The 16,281-nt window shown below is 55.7% G+C and carries 17 protein-coding genes and 1 pseudogene; 9 read left to right on the top strand and 9 right to left on the bottom strand.

All coding sequences use genetic code 11. From position 1 onward, the window contains the following. The first annotated feature begins 46 nt into the window (after window positions 1-46). From CKW11_RS01560 to CKW11_RS01540, 5 genes and pseudogenes are all read left to right on the top strand, one after another. Window positions 47-2,449 carry a TonB-dependent receptor gene (locus CKW11_RS01560; RefSeq protein WP_095135828.1) on the top strand — a complete coding sequence of 801 codons (2,403 nt, stop codon included), beginning with the start codon at window positions 47-49 and terminating at the stop codon, window positions 2,447-2,449. A 134-nt stretch (window positions 2,450-2,583) separates the two neighbouring features. After that, window positions 2,584-3,099 (top strand): cupin domain-containing protein, encoded by a 516-nt coding sequence (locus CKW11_RS01555; RefSeq protein ID WP_095135826.1) that lies wholly within the window; start codon window positions 2,584-2,586, stop codon window positions 3,097-3,099. A gap of 202 nt (window positions 3,100-3,301) precedes the next feature. After that, window positions 3,302-3,633, top strand: a pseudogene (locus CKW11_RS01550) (NAD-dependent dehydratase); the annotation flags it as partial. A gap of 196 nt (window positions 3,634-3,829) precedes the next feature. Next, the gene (locus CKW11_RS01545) at window positions 3,830-4,363 is read left to right on the top strand and encodes an SH3 domain-containing protein (RefSeq protein WP_317255353.1); all 534 of its coding nucleotides are present in this window, start codon (window positions 3,830-3,832) and stop codon (window positions 4,361-4,363) included. Between the two features lie 111 nt (window positions 4,364-4,474). After that, window positions 4,475-5,287 (top strand): DUF1206 domain-containing protein, encoded by an 813-nt coding sequence (locus CKW11_RS01540; RefSeq protein ID WP_095135824.1) that lies wholly within the window; start codon window positions 4,475-4,477, stop codon window positions 5,285-5,287. An 87-nt stretch (window positions 5,288-5,374) separates the two neighbouring features. Here CKW11_RS01540 and CKW11_RS01535 read toward each other — a convergent pair whose 3' ends face one another. From CKW11_RS01535 to CKW11_RS01520, 4 genes are all read right to left on the bottom strand, one after another. After that, window positions 5,375-6,130 carry a DUF4239 domain-containing protein gene (locus CKW11_RS01535; protein WP_095135822.1) on the bottom strand — a complete coding sequence of 252 codons (756 nt, stop codon included), beginning with the start codon at window positions 6,128-6,130 and terminating at the stop codon, window positions 5,375-5,377. 241 nt (window positions 6,131-6,371) lie between these two features. Next, the gene (locus CKW11_RS01530; protein WP_095135820.1) at window positions 6,372-6,734 is read right to left on the bottom strand and encodes a response regulator; all 363 of its coding nucleotides are present in this window, start codon (window positions 6,732-6,734) and stop codon (window positions 6,372-6,374) included. A gap of 23 nt (window positions 6,735-6,757) precedes the next feature. Next, window positions 6,758-8,200, bottom strand: coding sequence for an ATPase domain-containing protein (locus CKW11_RS01525; protein ID WP_166495927.1), 1,443 nt, complete (start codon window positions 8,198-8,200; stop codon window positions 6,758-6,760). A 238-nt stretch (window positions 8,201-8,438) separates the two neighbouring features. Next, window positions 8,439-9,050 (bottom strand): dTMP kinase, encoded by a 612-nt coding sequence (locus CKW11_RS01520; protein ID WP_095135817.1) that lies wholly within the window; start codon window positions 9,048-9,050, stop codon window positions 8,439-8,441. Window positions 9,051-9,374: 324 nt separating this feature from the next. Between CKW11_RS01520 and CKW11_RS01515 the strand changes: the two genes are divergently transcribed. Beyond that, a complete protein-coding gene (locus CKW11_RS01515) occupies window positions 9,375-10,034 on the top strand; it encodes a carbonic anhydrase (RefSeq protein ID WP_095135815.1) in 660 nt (219 codons plus the stop codon). Window positions 10,035-10,096: 62 nt separating this feature from the next. Here CKW11_RS01515 and CKW11_RS01510 read toward each other — a convergent pair whose 3' ends face one another. Together CKW11_RS01510 and CKW11_RS01505 are read right to left on the bottom strand one after the other, a co-directional pair. Then, window positions 10,097-10,810 (bottom strand): SDR family NAD(P)-dependent oxidoreductase, encoded by a 714-nt coding sequence (locus CKW11_RS01510; RefSeq protein ID WP_095135813.1) that lies wholly within the window; start codon window positions 10,808-10,810, stop codon window positions 10,097-10,099. Between the two features lie 59 nt (window positions 10,811-10,869). Then, window positions 10,870-11,082, bottom strand: coding sequence for a 4-oxalocrotonate tautomerase family protein (locus CKW11_RS01505; protein WP_095135811.1), 213 nt, complete (start codon window positions 11,080-11,082; stop codon window positions 10,870-10,872). Between the two features lie 201 nt (window positions 11,083-11,283). On the opposite strand from CKW11_RS01505, the gene CKW11_RS01500 reads away from it, so the two are divergent. Next, window positions 11,284-12,207 carry a LysR family transcriptional regulator gene (locus tag CKW11_RS01500; RefSeq protein ID WP_095135805.1) on the top strand — a complete coding sequence of 308 codons (924 nt, stop codon included), beginning with the start codon at window positions 11,284-11,286 and terminating at the stop codon, window positions 12,205-12,207. Between the two features lie 180 nt (window positions 12,208-12,387). Here the strand turns inward: CKW11_RS01500 and CKW11_RS01495 are convergent, their stop codons facing one another. The 3 genes from CKW11_RS01495 to CKW11_RS01485 form a co-directional block, all read right to left on the bottom strand. After that, the gene (locus CKW11_RS01495; protein WP_095135801.1) at window positions 12,388-12,636 is read right to left on the bottom strand and encodes a CsbD family protein; all 249 of its coding nucleotides are present in this window, start codon (window positions 12,634-12,636) and stop codon (window positions 12,388-12,390) included. A gap of 144 nt (window positions 12,637-12,780) precedes the next feature. Beyond that, window positions 12,781-13,473: a DUF695 domain-containing protein gene (locus CKW11_RS01490; protein WP_256582007.1), complete on the bottom strand. Its 693-nt coding sequence runs from the start codon at window positions 13,471-13,473 to the stop codon at window positions 12,781-12,783. Window positions 13,474-13,516: 43 nt separating this feature from the next. After that, on the bottom strand, window positions 13,517-14,101 hold the full coding sequence (locus CKW11_RS01485) for a TetR/AcrR family transcriptional regulator (RefSeq protein WP_095136750.1): 585 nt from the start codon (window positions 14,099-14,101) through the stop codon (window positions 13,517-13,519). A gap of 196 nt (window positions 14,102-14,297) precedes the next feature. Between CKW11_RS01485 and CKW11_RS01480 the strand changes: the two genes are divergently transcribed. Together CKW11_RS01480 and CKW11_RS01475 are read left to right on the top strand one after the other, a co-directional pair. After that, window positions 14,298-14,975: a type 1 glutamine amidotransferase domain-containing protein gene (locus CKW11_RS01480; protein WP_095135799.1), complete on the top strand. Its 678-nt coding sequence runs from the start codon at window positions 14,298-14,300 to the stop codon at window positions 14,973-14,975. A gap of 95 nt (window positions 14,976-15,070) precedes the next feature. Continuing rightward, window positions 15,071-16,195 carry an alkene reductase gene (locus CKW11_RS01475; protein WP_095135798.1) on the top strand — a complete coding sequence of 375 codons (1,125 nt, stop codon included), beginning with the start codon at window positions 15,071-15,073 and terminating at the stop codon, window positions 16,193-16,195. Window positions 16,196-16,281 lie beyond the last annotated feature (86 nt).

Raw genomic sequence — 16,281 nt, 5'->3', positions numbered from 1 at the left:
TCGCTGGTCATTCCAGGCAAGTGAACCAAATCGAGAGCTTTTTCCTATGCCTGCAGTATTCCCAGGTCGTTTACGTCCGTTGTTGCAGTTGAGCCTTTTGTTGAGCCTGAGTGCCAACCCCCTGTTGATCCCCTGCAGTTGGGCGGAAAGCCCCGACCGCCGCGCTTATCAGGTGCCTGCCGGCAGCCTGGGTGCTGCGCTGACCCGTTTTGCCGGACTGGCCGGGGTCAATCTGTCGGTAGATCCTGCACTGGTCAGCGGGCGCAACAGCAATGGTTTGTCGGGTGAGTTCGGCGTGGAGGAGGGCTTCACCCGGTTGTTGCTGGGCTCCGGTCTACAGCTGCAACCGGCGGGCGAACGTGCTTACACAGTCATTCCGGCGCCGGACGGCGGCAGCCTGGAACTGGCGCCCACTTCGATTCTTGGATCGACGGGGAGCACGGATTCCGAGGTTTTTGCCGGTGGCCAGGTGGCGCGCCGAGGCTCGCAAGGGCTGCTGGGTTCCAGGGATTTCATGGAGACCCCGTTCAGCATGACCACCTACACCAGCGAAACGGTGAAAAACCAGCAGGCTCGCACTTTAGGAGATCTGATCGCCAACGACCCTTCGGTTCGTGCGACCAACCCGGCAGGCGGACGTTATGAGCAATTCACCATCCGCGGTTTCAGTCTGTTCAACAGCGACGTGGCCTATAACGGCCTCTACGGTGTCTTGCCGACTTACACGATCGACATGGAAATGGCCGATCGCGTCGACATCCTCAAGGGCCCGAGCCAACTCATCAACGGGATTTCGCCGCGGGGCAGTGTAGGAGGGGGGATCAACGTGGTGCCCAAGCGTGCCGGCGATCAGCCGAATACGTCGCTGACGGCCAGTTACGCCTCGAACAATCAGCTCGGCGGCGCCGTCGACATCGGCCGTCGCTTTGGTGAGGACAACCAGTTCGGCCTGCGTTTCAACGGCGTCAAACAATCGGGTGACACCGAATGGGATCACCAGAGCGTCGATCGCGACATGGCCGTGCTGGGCCTGGATTTTCGCGGTGAGCGCCTGCGACTTTCTACCGATATCGGTCATACCGAGCGCGATACCGATGCGCCGCAAGAACGTGTGCAGGTCGGTGCAAACGCTAAAGTTCCTGATGCAGATGATGTGCGCGACAACTACGCGCAACCCTGGAGCCAGGCGCGAACCAAGGATACGTTTGGCACGCTCAATGGCGAGTTCGACGTCAGCGATTCGGTCATGTTGTATGGCGGCGTCGGCGCCCGTAAAAGTAACCACGATTTCCTTCGGCATGCGGTGTCGGTGACCAACGACGCCGGCGACTTCAGTGTTCAACCGCGGGATTTCACCCGTGACGAAAATGTCCGGACCGCCACGGCGGGTGTACGCAACTGGTTCCATACCGGGCCGGTCAGCCACGAGGTCAACCTGGCGGCCAGCTACTTCTACATGGATTTCGAAAATGGCGGCGCGCGGTATGCGGCAGGGCGCAGCAATCTGTATGACCCGGTGGAAACCGCAAAACCGCGCACGCCAACACGCTACGACGCTAGGGTCTACACGGAAAACCGCTTCAGCGGCGTCGCACTGTCCGATACGCTGGGTCTCTTCGATGATCGCCTGTTGCTGACCCTCGGCGCCCGTTGGCAAAGGGTTCAAGTCGACGACTGGAGCGATGATGTGAAGGGCGACACAGCCTATGACGAAGAAAAGCTTTCGCCATCCGGCGGCATTCTGTTCAAGGCGACGGACAAGCTATCGCTCTACGCCAACTACATGGAAGGCCTCAGCCAGGGGAAAATCGCGCCATCGACGTCGGTCAACGAGGATGAAATCTTCCCGCCTTTTATCAGCCGACAAGTCGAAGTCGGGGCCAAATATGACGCGGGTTCGTATGCGCTGACAGCGTCCGTGTTTCGGATCAAACAGCCTGCGTACGAAACCAACGCCACGACACGAGTCTTTGGCCCGAACGGCAAACGACAGAACGACGGGGTGGAGTTGAGTGTGTTCGGCGAGCCATACAAAGGGTTTCGATTGCTCGGCGGCCTGATGTACATCGACAGCGAACTGACCCAGACCACCAATGGAACCTTTGACGGGAACCGCGCACCCGCGACCCCCAAATACAACGTCAATCTCGGCGCAGAGTGGGATGTCCCAAGTGTGCAAGGGCTGACGCTGACAGGGCGCGGAATCTATTCGAGTTCGCAGTATCTGGATCAGTCCAACCAGAAGGAAATCGACTCATGGGAGCGATTCGACGTGGGGACGCGCTACGCCTTTAAACTGGACGACAAGACCATCACCGTACGCGCCAATGTCGAGAACGTATTGGATAAACGCTACTGGAGTTCGGCAGGCGCATCAGATGACAGCGAACCCGGGTTGACGCTTTCGACGCCAAGGACTTATCTGCTATCGGCAACGGTGGATTTCTGAATGGTCTTCTTGAATAAACAGGTGCTCAAAAGAAGGGTATTTGCTTATAAATCCGCCGATCTACTGTTAACTCCACTAAATAGCCGTTTAGTAGAGCTATCGCCGCATCTATCCTTAAATCAATGGAGTGGGCCATGAATCGAGGGAAAACAAGCGTCATGGATTTGATTGCGGCATTGGATCTGCAGCCTCATGTCGAGGGCGGCTATTTTCGCAGGACTCTTCAAGCAGATCAGCGCGCCATGCTGCAAACCGCCAGTGGCCCACGCTACCTGATGACCTCGATCTATTACTTGCTGACTGAAGATTCGCCGGTGGGTCAATTTCATTTCAACCAATCGGACATCCTGCATTTCTACCATCTGGGCGATCCTGTCGAGTACAGCATGATCCTCAGTGATGGTGAGTTACGAACGCTGGTGATGGGTAGCAACGTTCTTGCAGGCCAGCATTTGCAAATGCACGTGCCTGGTGGAATCTGGAAAGCTTCGCGACTGCTTGAGGGTGAGCACGGATTTGGATTGATCAGCGAAGCGGTGTCGCCGGGATTCGATTTTGCCGACATGGAGATGGGTGATCGACGCAAACTGATTGCGCGATTTCCACAGCATCGCACGCTGATTGAAAAGCTGACGCGGGATGCTGATTGAAGGTCGCCAATTTCAGGCAAGGCCGCGGTTTTGAAAAGTCAGGTTTTGGGGGAATACGCTGGATTGAAATCTGGCGCGCAACCGGGCAAATCCTGAAATATCTTGTTACGTGTAATGTATATTATGTTAAACGATGTATTACGCTGCGCGCCTTCTGTACCCAACGACTGTCTTGTGCTCAGAACTGAACATGCGAATCACCTTTCGCTGGAAATGGATGTGGAGTCGAATTGCCGACTACTTCGTTCTGCCTGCTGCCGATTATCCTGCGTTGATCAGCTTTCACCGCTTGAGAAGCAGATGGATAACGACCAAGCAATATGGACGCAAATGGTTGCGGAACACGGTTTGAAAGAATCCGATATCGATCGTCTGGTGTCCCCATGGCACACAGATGCAGAGCTCGGTCGCCCCATCGAAGTTGTCACGGATATATCGAAAAGCCGAGCCATGGGCTTCACTGCCTATCAGGCGAGCGATCAGGCATTTTTCGACGTGTTCGACAAACTACGTGTGATGCGCTTGATACCCTAGGTTGTTCCAAACTGATAGCTGAGTGGCTCCCGTCCAGTAAGAAATACAGCGATTGCTTGATACTTACTTGGGCAAAACTCAAGCTTTTATAGCTAGGAGGGCTGCAGAAAATGGAAGCCTGGCTAAGCTCGCAATAGGTTTATGAAGCCGGGTTGGTCATAAGGACAGGCTGGGCAATGCTTTCTGAGCGAGAACAATGGAAATGCGCAAGAAATCTCAGTCATGGTTTGTCCCACTTCTTATTCTTTTCGCTGTCCTTTGGGCAATAGGCAAAAAAGATACGCCTCCCGTTCAGGTGCAACCGAGCCCCACTCCCCCTCCGAATACTCTGGTCTCATTCAGCTCGGTTCCATCACCGCCACCTGCCCCCTTAGTTGATCAATACGTAAGCACAGACAAGCTAAATATCCGAGATCAACCAGGCGGAAAAGTAATCTCCAAGTTGAGCCGGGGAGCCAAGGTTCAGGTATTCGAAAAACGGGATGATTGGGTGCGCATAAGCGTCGATGGCCAACCTGCAAAGTGGCTTTCTTCCAAAAGCCTTTGTACCGGATCGAATTGCTACACCGCCTCTAAACCGAAACAGTCGCCTTCGCCAGTACAACCAATCCGGAGACAGACTCCAGAATACGGATCCTCCTGCCCTTGTTCTTCGGGACACATTTGTATCGGGCCACGAGGCGGTCGGTACTGCATCACTTCAGATGGCAATAAGCGTTACGGTGTTTAAGCGATTGTTGGGGGCAGTACATTCAAGATCCGGTCAGTGCGTCTTCGATTTGGTATCGAACCCCTCCCAGCGATCGCGGTCTGCTTTGTACTACTCTCGGGAATAGATTCAATGTCTGCGCAACATAGCCTTGTAATACTCGCTCGGGGAGGATACGCCGCTCGAGGAGTGCTTTATTTGATCATCGGCATCTTCGCGCTGCTGGCAGCACTTGATTCGACAAAACCAAAGGACAGCCACAAGAGCCTGGAAGCTTTACTAAGCCAGCCATTCGGATATTTTCTAGTTGGCCTTGTGGTGGCAGGTCTGCTCGCATTTTCGGCTTGGCGTGTCTTGCAAGCTACGCGAGATGTCGATCATCACGGCAAAGAAATCAAAGGAGTGGTGATTCGCACTGGTCTGTTTGCCGGAGGTTTGGTCAACGCTGCTCTGGCGTTTTTTGCAGTCGGTCTACTCGTTAGCGGTATCAGAAGGTCGGGGGATTCCGGAGGGCAGACTAAAGACTGGCTAGCGCATCTTCTGTCGTGGGATCACTCGAATTTGTTGGTGTACCTGATCGCTGTCATTCCGCTTGGTGTTGGAATTGCTCACATCATCAAAGGATGGAAGGCGTCGTTCGAGAAATATTTCGAGGCCGACGAGGACGTCATGCAGTACGTCCGGCCAGTGTCTCGGTTCGGTCTAATAGCCCGTGGAGTTGTGTTTATAGAAATTGCCTTACTTCTGGCAATTAGCGGTTCCACTTATCAGGCTATGGATCCACCTGGTATGAAAGAAGCGCTCGACGCTCTTCAGAATCTACCCGCTGGATGGCTGATTTTGATTGTGATGGCCCTAGGTCTGATTGCCTTCTCGGCTTACAGTTTCTCTGAGGCTTTCTGGCGCAAGATCAATATGGATGTGCCGGGAGTATCGAGGCCGTAGGTTACCGCATTTCAAAAGGCGAAGTTCTGAACTTTGCAATCACGTCGGCATGGCGTGGCAGGCGAATGGGCTAACGCAACAAACCGCCTAGAGCTGCATTACGGCAAGCGCCCTGCGCAGGGGCTCGTCGGATATCTGGATAGGGCCGTGGAAAGGAACATCCATGTCCAATACAAGGTAAACAGAAGCTGCGATGAGCAATGCCGAGATTATGAACATTCCAATTACCATCGAGTTTCGTGGTGCGCGATAACCAAAACTAGCGAAGATGAGTGTCAACCAGGCGGCCAGCATTCCGATCAAAGGGCCCGGAATCGCTCCCTCCGACTGCTCGACAATCCTCCAGCGTTGCTCGATAAGCGAGTGATATTGCTGACGGATATCCTGAAGCATCGTTTCATGGAAGCGATCCGGGGGCTTGATACCGGTTAACGACTTGCCGATGTCATCCAAGTATTTAGCCGCCTCACTGTTGCGATGCTGCAGTGCTTCGTCACCTCGGTACGGGTTTTCGATAGCTCGCTCGAGGTAAGTAATCAGGCGATTCCTCGTGTCTTGTGTAGCTTCTCCGTAGCCACGTAGCGTCCGGTCAAAAATGATCAGGCTGGTTGCATACCCATGGAAGTTCGCATCAATGGATTCGAAGGTATTTTTGGCAGAATTAATCATCAGGCCGAACACCAGCGATGTCATGACCACAAAAATGTTGGCTACCAAGCGAATGACGGTGTTGGTGTCGTCATCCCTATGATGGGCTGCCAGTCTTGGGTACCAGTGCATCATGAGAAGCGACGCTGCAACCAGGCACCCGAAAATGACCAGTGCGATCCAGAGTGAATTCATGCATTAGTGCTCTGACCGATTGATTCAAGTCTGTAAGCATTGTCAGTCGACGGCTCGCAGGATCTTGCTCGACTTATGCATAGCTGACTTTGGGAGTGACCACAATATTGGAATGGAATTCTTCGCTGGTCATTAGCAGGTATTGGCCGAACGTCGAAAAGCTCCAGCTATTGCAGATATTACCAGCAGCCAGGTATTCGCCAGGCTTGAGGCTGATCTGGGTATATAGATGGAGCAGCCACTACTCAGCCGCCAAGAGCTTCTTAACCTCGGCAATGATCAGGTCGATATTGAATGGCTTCGCCAATACTGCATCAAACAGATCCGATCTCTGCATACCGATGTGTGCCTGAGCACCGCTCATCAAGATGATCGGCAATTGATTAGCGGAAGGGAGAGCACGAACGGCTGTGGCGAATTCCAGGCCGTCCATCACCGGCATCATAAAGTCGGTGATGATCAAGGCAGGCCGTTCTCTCTCGAGTACCTCGAGCCCTTTTCGACCGTTGCTGGCCGTCACCACCATGAACCCCTCATCCTCCAGCGCAAAGCTTAGGATGTCAGCGATCAAATACTCGTCGTCGACGACCAGAATGGTGGTCATGTTAATTCAACCCGCACAAAGGTTTAAGATCTTGAACCGGGCGATGACTCAGTGGGGACTGAAGGTTCATGTCTTGAAGCCTTTTTCAGGAAAACATCATGATCACGGATGACGACCTCAAATCGTGAGGGATCGTAAGAGCTGTCTCTTACTTTAAGAATGGAAAGCGTTCTGCTTAGTTCAGAGTAATTCTCAGAGAATCGCATCAGCATCAGGTTGTCGACGATGCTGGACAGGTCAGAGTTTGGTGCACTTACCTCGGAGCCGAACAGATCGCGCATTTCCCAAGAGGCAAATACCGTAACCCCTCTGGATCGCAGCTCGTTCATCAGGGCACTGAAGAAGTCAGTGATCCGCGCCGGATTTGTCGAAACTCGTGTCATACCGCTAAGACTATCGATGAACAGGCGCTTGATGCCCTTCTCCTCGACGATCTTCAGAAGTCGTGCCCCTAGACCATCCAGCAGGCCTTCAGTTGTAGGCTGCCAAGCGATGCAGAGGGCGCCCCTGTCTTCCATGCCTTTGATATCAATACCCAGCGATTGGCCTTTGAGTCGCAATCGTTGCGGGCTTTCGTAGAAACCAAAATGCAGGCCAGGAGCTTCCACAGTCGACTCAGCCAGAAATTTGAGGCCAAGGGTAGTTTTACCAATCCCGGAGGGGCCTATTACGAGAGACACACTGGAACTGTGCAGACCTCCGCCTAAAATGTCGTCCAGTGATTCAATACCACTGGGGATACGCGTCATATCCGCGCTGTCGGGAGAGGATGGGTGACTGTAGAGACTTTCTAGTCGCGGGTAAACCACCAAGCCATTTTCGGTAATTTCACACTCGTGAAGACCTGTCATTGCTGGGCTTCCGCGTGTTTTACGAAGCTGAATTCGACGTACTGAACGAGTGCCGTATAGCTCCTCGCCCATCTCAATCACACCATCAACCATGGTGTGCTCAGGACTGCCATCGTCGAGGCGGGAGCTAGTGAGAAACAGCACCGTGCAACCAGCAAAAGCAGCGTGCCCTTGCAGTTCTGAAATGAATTTCTTGGTATCGATATGCGAATCGGCTTTTGAGCGCGCATTGAGCAAGCCATCTACCACCATCACTGTGGCTTTCTGGCGGCTTATCTCTCGTCGAAGCAGTTTCACCACCTCGTCCAGTCCTTCGTTTTCCAGAGTGTCAAACGCGCTGACAAACTGAATTTCGGCGCCTACTTTGGAAGCGTCGAAAAAGCTCAGAGTAGAAAGGAATTGAAAAAGACGGTCGTGTGACTCGGCGAGTAACGTCGCGACCAGAACCCGGCCTCCGTTGCTCGCATGATGGAACCCAAGCTGGTTGGCGAGGATCGTTTTTCCAGACCCTGGGCGCCCTTGGATTATGTATGAAGAGCCTGCTACCAATCCGCCCTTGAGCAGAGCGTCGAGCCCTTCAATTCCGCTTTCGAGGCGTTTTAGCTTTTCCACAATGCGACCCTGATCCGAAACGAACTGTAATATGCAGTGACTCGAATGCTAACGCCATTTTTTCCTGAGAGCCATTCACACCTTGATAAATACGCGTCTTTTCATTGTCAGGCTGTAAAGAAAAGTGCTGACAGGCAGGACTAAACGCATCTTGCTGTGATCGCTATTCATCCTGGATATCAACTACGGCTGAGCGGTGTTTAGGGCAGCAAGTAACCAACGCCTGTCTTCATTCCAACAATCACCCCAGCACCCTATAAATCTCAGAAACCACCTGCATCGTAGCGTCGTCAACCGCTCCCTCATTACGGCACAGAACCCAACCGTGCTCCTTGACCGCTTGCTCGAACATCTCCGTACACGCCACATGCTCTGCGTACTTCTGAATCACAGTGCCGCCCAATCCTCGCGATCTTGTTGCAGCCCTTGCCCATGAAGTATTGGGATCGGTGACGACGCCGACATGCAGGTCCGGCACTCGCACGTCTCGATCCAGGTTCAACTGGAGAATCTCGGCAAACGGGATGGTTCGGCGAAACGCTGCATCCGACGGATACCAGCGATCAATCAGGATAATGCTGTCCAGCGGCTGCTCCGTCAGCACGTTTCGGGAAATCCAGCGCCGACTATCAGCCAGGCGCTGGCACACAGCCCATTCCAGATCCTGAGAAGGATTTCTGGCAAGCGTGTTGATCAGGGCCATGGTTTCACCCCGGAAAGGATCGCTTTTTCTCTCGCAGAGCCGGATGACTTTCCTGTTGCCGGCCCTCAGTACCTTCGTAACGGACTCCAACAGCGTGGTTTTGCCGGTGCCTTTGGGCCCATCCAGAGAAACAAACAGCGGACGATTCATTGTTCACATAACGATGGATTTGCGGTTTTCTGCCTCTGTACGTTCGCGGGTACCGCTTGGTACAGCTGCGCGAAAACAGACATGGAGAACCACTGTAACCGCATATTGGGCATTCCAGTGGCTGAACTGCCATTTCCAATGGCATGGCCCTGCCCTCACCCGGCCGCCCCGCTATTTTCCCAAGCGCCCGGCTGTCATCAGCTTCATGTTGCAGACATCGAGTACAGCCAATACCTGCAACTCCTGCAATAATGCCGACCACAGCGGCGCGAAGGCATATAGAGTGCTCGTGCCCACATTTGCTATTCGGGTTTGGAGGACTTCATGCAGGACATTATTGACGGCTTTCTGCGCTTTCAGCGCGAGGTTTATCCGCAACGCGTCGAGCTGTTCAAGCAGCTCGCGACAGAACAGAATCCAAAGGCGTTGTTCGTCACCTGCTCGGACAGCCGTGTGGTGCCGGAACTCCTTACGCAGCGCGAGCCGGGCGAACTGTTCGTGATTCGTAACGCCGGCAACATTGTGCCGTCTTACGGCCCTGAACCGGGTGGCGTCTCGGCCACCGTCGAGTATGCGGTCGCCGTGCTTGGGGTTCAGGACATCGTGATCTGCGGCCACTCGGACTGCGGGGCGATGGGCGCGATTTCACGCTGCACGTGTCTGGATCATCTTCCGGCGGTCGCTAACTGGCTACGTCACTCGGACGCCGCGAAAGCGATTAACGCAGCACATGAGTTCGACACCCCCCGCGCCAAGCTTGATGGTCTGGTGCGGGAAAACGTGATCGCGCAACTGGCGAATCTGCGGACGCATCCATCGGTGGCCCTGGCGCTTGAGCAGGGACGGATGAATCTGCACGGCTGGGTCTACGACATCGAGGCGGGATGCATCGATGCTCTGGATGGCGCGACCCGCAAATTCGTGTCACTGGCTGATTCGCCGACCACCGTTGCGATCGCTGCGCGTAACGGCAAACAGATGTGATGGCGACAGATAAGTAAGGCAGAAGCCGCCTGTGGCGGCTTCTTGTCGACTCGCTGTCTTCATCAGTGACCGGCGCTTTGGCCGCCGTCGACATGCAGAATTTCACCGGTGACGAAGTTGGCGCTGTCCAGGTACAACACCGCTGCGACGATGTCTTGCACCTCGCCCATGTGTCCGACCGGATGCAGGCTGCCCAGAGCGGCGTGGCTTTCCTCGCCATGCATCGGGGTCTTGATGATCCCGGGCGATACGGCGTTAACGCGGATGCCGCGCTTGGCGTATTCGATCGCCAGAGATTTGGTGGCGGCGTTCATACCACCTTTGGTCAGCGACGCCAACACCGACGGCACCCCATCGATGGCATGATCGACCAGCGATGTGGTGATGCTGACCACATGCCCGCCCTCACCTTGTTTCTCCATCTGGGCAATCGCCTGCTGCGACATGTGGAAGAAGCTGCCCATGTTGGTGGCTACGGTATTTACATACTCTTCGCGGGTATAGGCCGTGAACGGTTTGGCGAGAAAGATCCCGGCGTTGTTCACCAACGTGTCAATGCGGCCGAAACGCGCTACGCCTTCGCGGATGATTTTCTCGGCAGTCGCCGGATCGGCAATGTCGCCGGCGACGGTCAGGATGTCCGGATCCGCTGACAGTTTGATGGAGCGCGAAGTCGCCACCACTTGATAGCCGAGTTTGCGAAAACCTTCGACGATGCCTGCGCCCAGCCCCTGGGATGCGCCAGTGACCACAACGACTTTTTTTGAATGGCTCATGATAATTCCTCAATAGTTTACGAAAGGGGTTTCACACACAGACGAGCCTGATGGCGTCATTACTTGGGCTCCACCAGCGACTGGCGGTACTCGGTAGTGGTTATTCCTGCGTAGCCCCAGTTATCGGTATCGACTTCCTCGATCACGATGTGCGTCAGGTGCGGATCCTTGTTGAGCACCGTCTGCATGGTTTTGGTGATCTCGGCGATGACCTGGGCTTTCTGTTCTTTGGTAACGCCGTCGCGGGTGATACGAACGCTGATGAAAGGCACGGGAGAGTCTCCAGTTCGCGCCTCATCGGCATGAGGAGGCGGCAAGTGGAGTGAACTCTAGGAGGTTGCCTTCAATGAATAAATGCGGGTGCGGTTACTTCATTTGTGACGCGGTGTAATGAATCGATCCGCGGCCCTCGCCACTGCATCATCGACATCGGTATGCTTTCGGGCACTTCGCGAAGACCCGGTGTGATTAATATGAAGCGCCATTTTGATGACCTGCAGTTAGGCAGCATCGAGCTGTTTTGCCTCGCCTCGGAAACCGGCAGTTTTACCGCAGCCGCGCAGGTCGCCGGTGTGACGCCTGCGGCAGTAAGCCGATCGATTTTGCGTCTTGAGGAGCGTTTGGGATCACGCCTGTTCGTGAGAACCACGCGCAGCATCCGGATGACTGAACCGGGACGGGTGTTCTACGAACAATGCCGACAAGCCCTGACTCAATTGGTGGAAGCGCAGCAAGAAGTCATGGGCGCTCAATCGAAGCCTTCAGGGCGGCTGCGTGTCAGTCTTCCGACCACCTATGGGCATCACCGGATCTTGCCGCTTCTGCCGAAGTTTCGAGCGCTTTATCCAGACGTCACCGTAGATATCCACTTGGGTAACCGAAATATCGATTTTGTGGCGGAGGGCTATGACCTGGCGATTCGGGTCCGCGCTCAACCGGACTCGACCCTGATTGCGCGGTTGCTCGAAGACGCACAATTGGTCGTGGTCGCAACACCTGAATACCTGAGCAAGGCCGGCACACCAACGACACTGGATGACCTCGTCGCTCACGAGTGCATTCAATTTGAACTGCCCAGCAGCGGTCGACGCATCTCATGGCTGTTCGACGTCGAGGGCAAACACCGGGAGATCTTCACTGAGGGCAGCTATTGCTGCTCGGATGATGTGCTGGGTGGCGTTACCCTGGCCAAACACAGTGCGGGTCTGTTCCAGACTTACAGATTCATTGTCGAGCGCGAACTGGCCGATGGCAGCCTCGTCGAGGTACTCCAGCCCTACAATGGACGCTCCAGGCCCTACACCCTGCTCTACCCCCATGGCCGCTATGTTCCTCAGCGGGTTCGGGCATTCGTCGACTTCCTGTTGCAGTATCGAGCCGATTGGGCGGCGAACTGACCCTCCAGAGCATCATCAAATATCAGTGAGAGCAACGCTGCATTCCCGCGCATTCGGCGGTCTGTCGTTGAATCCATAACGTCCATGAAAGGCCGGTTAAAAAAAAGAGCCCCTAAGGGCCCTTTCCTTTAATTCAATTTTCCTGTCTTTCAACGTCTGGTGAAAAACCCGGTCACTCACTCAGCGACGAAAAATTCGGTTTATCAGGATCAATGCCGCAGCACCTATCGCGAGTGCAGCTATCGGTTTTTCTTTGACGAAGGTCGACACGTTATCCAGTGCATCGCCGTAGGATTTAGTCAGCTGTCCAGCTGCCTGATGTCCGGCACCTTCAGCTTCCATCTTCGAATCACCCATCAGTTTCCCGACCGCGCTCTGCGCCTTGCCAGCCAACTTTTCCGCTACGCCTTCTACCTGTTCACTCTTCATGATTCATAAACCTTCGTGTAAGTGGGAAGCTCTGAGTCTCGACAGAAAAGTTGACTGGTGGCTGTGAGTTGGAGTTCCACTTTTTATGGCTGCCGCTCGTCAGTGGTGCTCAAAAAGGTAATCGCCGCGCCCGCGGCACGCGCTTCATTCCATACACAATTTAGGGGTGACACGGATGTCCTGTGCTGGTTGCCTCCCGACGCTGGGCGCCGCGTCCCTCTGTACCTTCAACTCGACGGGGTATGGACCGGTCTGCGCCAGAGTGGCTCGTACCTTGGTGATGAAAGCCTCATCGCTTTGCGTATAGAAGATCCACTCCCGCTGTTGCCCACCGGTGGCCGTGCATACCCACTTCGCCAGCCCGTTTTCCTGCACCGCCGCCATGATCAGCACCTGCATTTTCTCCATCTGCAGGACGTCTCGGCGCTGCGGCTGAAGACTCGATGAAGAATATTTCCAGACTATCCGGGCTTTGAACGGCAGCGCTTGCTTTTCAGCCAGCGAAATCGAATCCACTCCCCTGTAGGACATGGGGATGGGCGTATCCGGGAAATCAGAAGATTGGTACTTGCTCTCGGGCATTTCGATGATTTGCAAGTGCTGCAGATGAGCCGGGTCATCGTCAAGCAGCGCTTCAAGTGCTTCCTTCCTTTGGCGATCCCGCTCAGCCACACAGTGATCGTAACCGACACTGTTTACCGGGCCTGCGTCGAGGCAAGGGTCGCGCTCGACCGGTCGGGGCAACGTGTGGCTGGAGCAGCCGCTGAGAAGCACGCCGGCCAATGCCAAGATGCAACCTGTTGGCATGTGAAAAAAAGGAGTATGTCGCACGCCCATTGACGCTTCCTTGGCGGGTCGGGAGAAAGGGTTGTGGGTGTCCTCAGCTTTGCAAAAGCTGTTTGGTCATCACCATCGACGTCTGCAACGACTGCCCCGTGCGCTGCAGTTTGTTCAACAGACTGGCACCCAACCAAAGTTGGTACAGGGTTTCTGCCAGTTGCCGAGCGTCAGTCTGCGGCAAACTTTTATCCAGCTGCCCTTCTTCCAGGCACGTCGTAATTCGCGTAACGATGCGCTCGGCGCCGTCGCGCAGAGTGAGGCGCATCGACTCGGACAGGTCGGCGACTTCCGCGCTCAACTTCACCACCAGGCATTCATCGCCATGGCCTTCCAGGGTGCAACGGTTCTGCCAGCCCTGCCAGTAATCCATCAGCCGCTCATAGGCACTGAGGCCGGGCAGGGTCAGGCGTCGCTCCATGTCCGCGAGATAGCCGACAAAATAGTCCTCCAGCAGCGCCTGGCCGTAGAGTTCCTTGGATTTGAAGTAGTGATAGAACGAGCCCTTGGGCACACCGGCGGTCTGCAGGATCTCGCTCAGGCCAACGCTGGTGAAGCCCTTTTCGGCCATCATGCGGTGGCCGGTGTCGAGCAGGTGTTGGCGGGTATCGTCGTAGGTCGGTTTCATGGGGCGCAAAATACCAAACATTAGACCAGTCGTATATTTCTGATGAGCAGGAGTTTGCCACAGTGATGGCTTGGAAACACGGGCGTAAAAATTTACTAGACGACCGGTCTAATATGAATCTATTCTGTGCCCGTCACTCCTTCCGAGGTGTCGCAGACGAACCCGTCGAGGACACCAGACCAATACAGGGCGCTCTATGAAAATCTTGATGGTTCTGACTTCCCACGATCAGCTTGGCAACACCGGCAAGAAAACCGGCTTCTGGCTCGAAGAGTTCGCGGCCCCCTACTACGCCTTCAAGGATGCCGGCGCGCAGATCACTCTGGTATCGCCGGCCGGCGGCCAGCCACCGCTCGATCCGAAAAGCGATGAGCCCGATGCGCAAACCGCTGAAACCGACCGCTTCCGCAAGGACCCTGCAGCCCAACAGGCACTGGCCAATACCGGGCGCCTGGCGGATGTCAGCGCTGAGGATTTCGATGCCGTGTTTTATCCCGGTGGCCATGGCCCGCTGTGGGATCTGGCCGAAGACCAACACTCGATCGCGTTGATCGAAGCCTTCGACCGCAGCAACAAACCTCACGGTTTCGTCTGCCATGCGCCGGGCGTTCTGCGTCACGTGGTGGCTGCCGATGGCAAACCGTTGATTCAAGGCCGAGACGTCACCGGTTTCACCAATGCTGAAGAAGCCGCCGTTGGTCTGACCGATGTCGTGCCGTTCCTGATCGAAGATGAATTCCAGCGGCTCGGCGGGCGTTACTCCAAAGTGGCTGACTGGCAGGTTCACGTGGTGACCGATGGCCAACTGGTGACGGGTCAAAACCCTGCCAGCTCGGCAGCCGTCGCCGAAAAACTGCTGAAGCTGTTGGCCTGAGCCCTCCACCGCTCCAGACACCGTGCGCATCCCGCACGGTGTTTTTTTACCGCATTGCTAGTCGACTGGTCTAATAAGGCCAAAACAGGAATCACATGAAAAACAGCCCTTACTTCACCCCCGTCAAACTGGGCCTGCACACCCTGAAGAACCGCATCGTCCTGCCGCCCCTCACCCGCCAGCGCAGCACACAACCGGGCAATGTCGCCAACGCATTGATGGCCGAGTATTACCAGCAACGCGCCGGCGCCGGTCTGCTGGTCACCGAAGGCACGCAGATCGAGCCTCGCGGTCAGGGCTACGCCTGGACTCCCGGCATTCACACCCCTGAACAAATTGCCGGATGGCGCACAGTCACCGAAACGGTTCATGCAAAGGGCGGCGTGATATTCGCCCAACTCTGGCACGTCGGCCGTGTGTCCCACACCGCGCTGCAACCCGATGGGGCGGCCCCGGTTTCAGCGTCCGCCATCGCCACCGAGCGGGTCAGCGTGTTCATCGAAACTGCGCCGGGCGCCGGCGAGCTGGTTACGCCATCCGCGCCGCGAGCGCTGAGCACCGATGAAGTCCAGGAACTGGTTCAGCTCTATATACAGGCGGCGCGCAATGCGATGGACGCCGGCTTCGACGGAATCGAACTGCACTGCGCCAACGGCTATCTGGTGAACCAGTTCATTTCGGCCCACAGCAACGTGCGCACCGATCAGTACGGTGGCTCGCTGCACAACCGCCTGCGTTTTCTGCGCGAAGTGGTGTCGGGTGTCGCCGAGTGCATCGGCAAGGAGAAAGTCGGCGTGCGTTTCGCGCCGCTATTCACCACCACCGATGAGGCGCGCACCTATCTGGGCATGGTCGAGGAAGACCCGCATACCACTTACATCGAAGCGATCAAGGTGCTTGAGGATGTGGGCATTGCCTACCTGTCCATCGCTGAAGCGGACTGGGACGACGCGCCTGTGATGCCGCAAACCTTCCGCCGTGCGGTGCGCGATACCTTCAGTGGCGCGATCATCTACGCCGGACGCTACAACGCAGAATCCGGTGCGCAATTACTTGAATCGGGACTGGCGGATCTGGTGGCTTTCGGCCGTCCGTTCATGGCCAACCCGGACCTGCCGGCGCGCATCGCCAATGACTGGCCGCTCAATCCGCTGAACCCCGCAACGGTTTACGGCGGCAATGCCGAAGGCTACGTGGATTACCCGACCTACAGCGAATAATTCCGCGATTTCGCACAGCGCTCCCACTCACCGGGAGCGCTTCCTCCTCTCCCCCGCTACACCCGCAACCTCGCGCGCTGCGCCGC

Source organism: Pseudomonas sp. Irchel s3a10, from assembly GCF_900187525.1.
GTDB lineage: Bacteria > Pseudomonadota > Gammaproteobacteria > Pseudomonadales > Pseudomonadaceae > Aquipseudomonas > Aquipseudomonas koreensis_G.
Note: the sequence above shows the minus strand (reverse complement) of the source record. Positions and strands in the feature narration are given on the sequence as shown.

What these genes read in the sequence shown, in the direction of transcription:
- CKW11_RS01540 (WP_095135824.1), top strand. Translation starts at nt 4,475, where the DNA reads ATGTCTGCGCAACATAGCCTTGTAATACTCGCTCGGGGAGGATACGCC.
- CKW11_RS01480 (WP_095135799.1), top strand. Translation starts at nt 14,298, where the DNA reads ATGAAAATCTTGATGGTTCTGACTTCCCACGATCAGCTTGGCAACACC.
- CKW11_RS01490 (WP_256582007.1), bottom strand. Translation starts at nt 13,473, where the DNA reads ATGGGCGTGCGACATACTCCTTTTTTTCACATGCCAACAGGTTGCATC.
- CKW11_RS01560 (WP_095135828.1), top strand. Translation starts at nt 47, where the DNA reads ATGCCTGCAGTATTCCCAGGTCGTTTACGTCCGTTGTTGCAGTTGAGC.
- CKW11_RS01510 (WP_095135813.1), bottom strand. Translation starts at nt 10,810, where the DNA reads ATGAGCCATTCAAAAAAAGTCGTTGTGGTCACTGGCGCATCCCAGGGG.
- CKW11_RS01530 (WP_095135820.1), bottom strand. Translation starts at nt 6,734, where the DNA reads ATGACCACCATTCTGGTCGTCGACGACGAGTATTTGATCGCTGACATC.
- CKW11_RS01475 (WP_095135798.1), top strand. Translation starts at nt 15,071, where the DNA reads ATGAAAAACAGCCCTTACTTCACCCCCGTCAAACTGGGCCTGCACACC.
- CKW11_RS01520 (WP_095135817.1), bottom strand. Translation starts at nt 9,050, where the DNA reads ATGAATCGTCCGCTGTTTGTTTCTCTGGATGGGCCCAAAGGCACCGGC.
- CKW11_RS01515 (WP_095135815.1), top strand. Translation starts at nt 9,375, where the DNA reads ATGCAGGACATTATTGACGGCTTTCTGCGCTTTCAGCGCGAGGTTTAT.
- CKW11_RS01535 (WP_095135822.1), bottom strand. Translation starts at nt 6,130, where the DNA reads ATGAATTCACTCTGGATCGCACTGGTCATTTTCGGGTGCCTGGTTGCA.
- CKW11_RS01545 (WP_317255353.1), top strand. Translation starts at nt 3,830, where the DNA reads ATGGAAATGCGCAAGAAATCTCAGTCATGGTTTGTCCCACTTCTTATT.
- CKW11_RS01500 (WP_095135805.1), top strand. Translation starts at nt 11,284, where the DNA reads ATGAAGCGCCATTTTGATGACCTGCAGTTAGGCAGCATCGAGCTGTTT.
- CKW11_RS01555 (WP_095135826.1), top strand. Translation starts at nt 2,584, where the DNA reads ATGAATCGAGGGAAAACAAGCGTCATGGATTTGATTGCGGCATTGGAT.
- CKW11_RS01495 (WP_095135801.1), bottom strand. Translation starts at nt 12,636, where the DNA reads ATGAAGAGTGAACAGGTAGAAGGCGTAGCGGAAAAGTTGGCTGGCAAG.
- CKW11_RS01485 (WP_095136750.1), bottom strand. Translation starts at nt 14,101, where the DNA reads ATGAAACCGACCTACGACGATACCCGCCAACACCTGCTCGACACCGGC.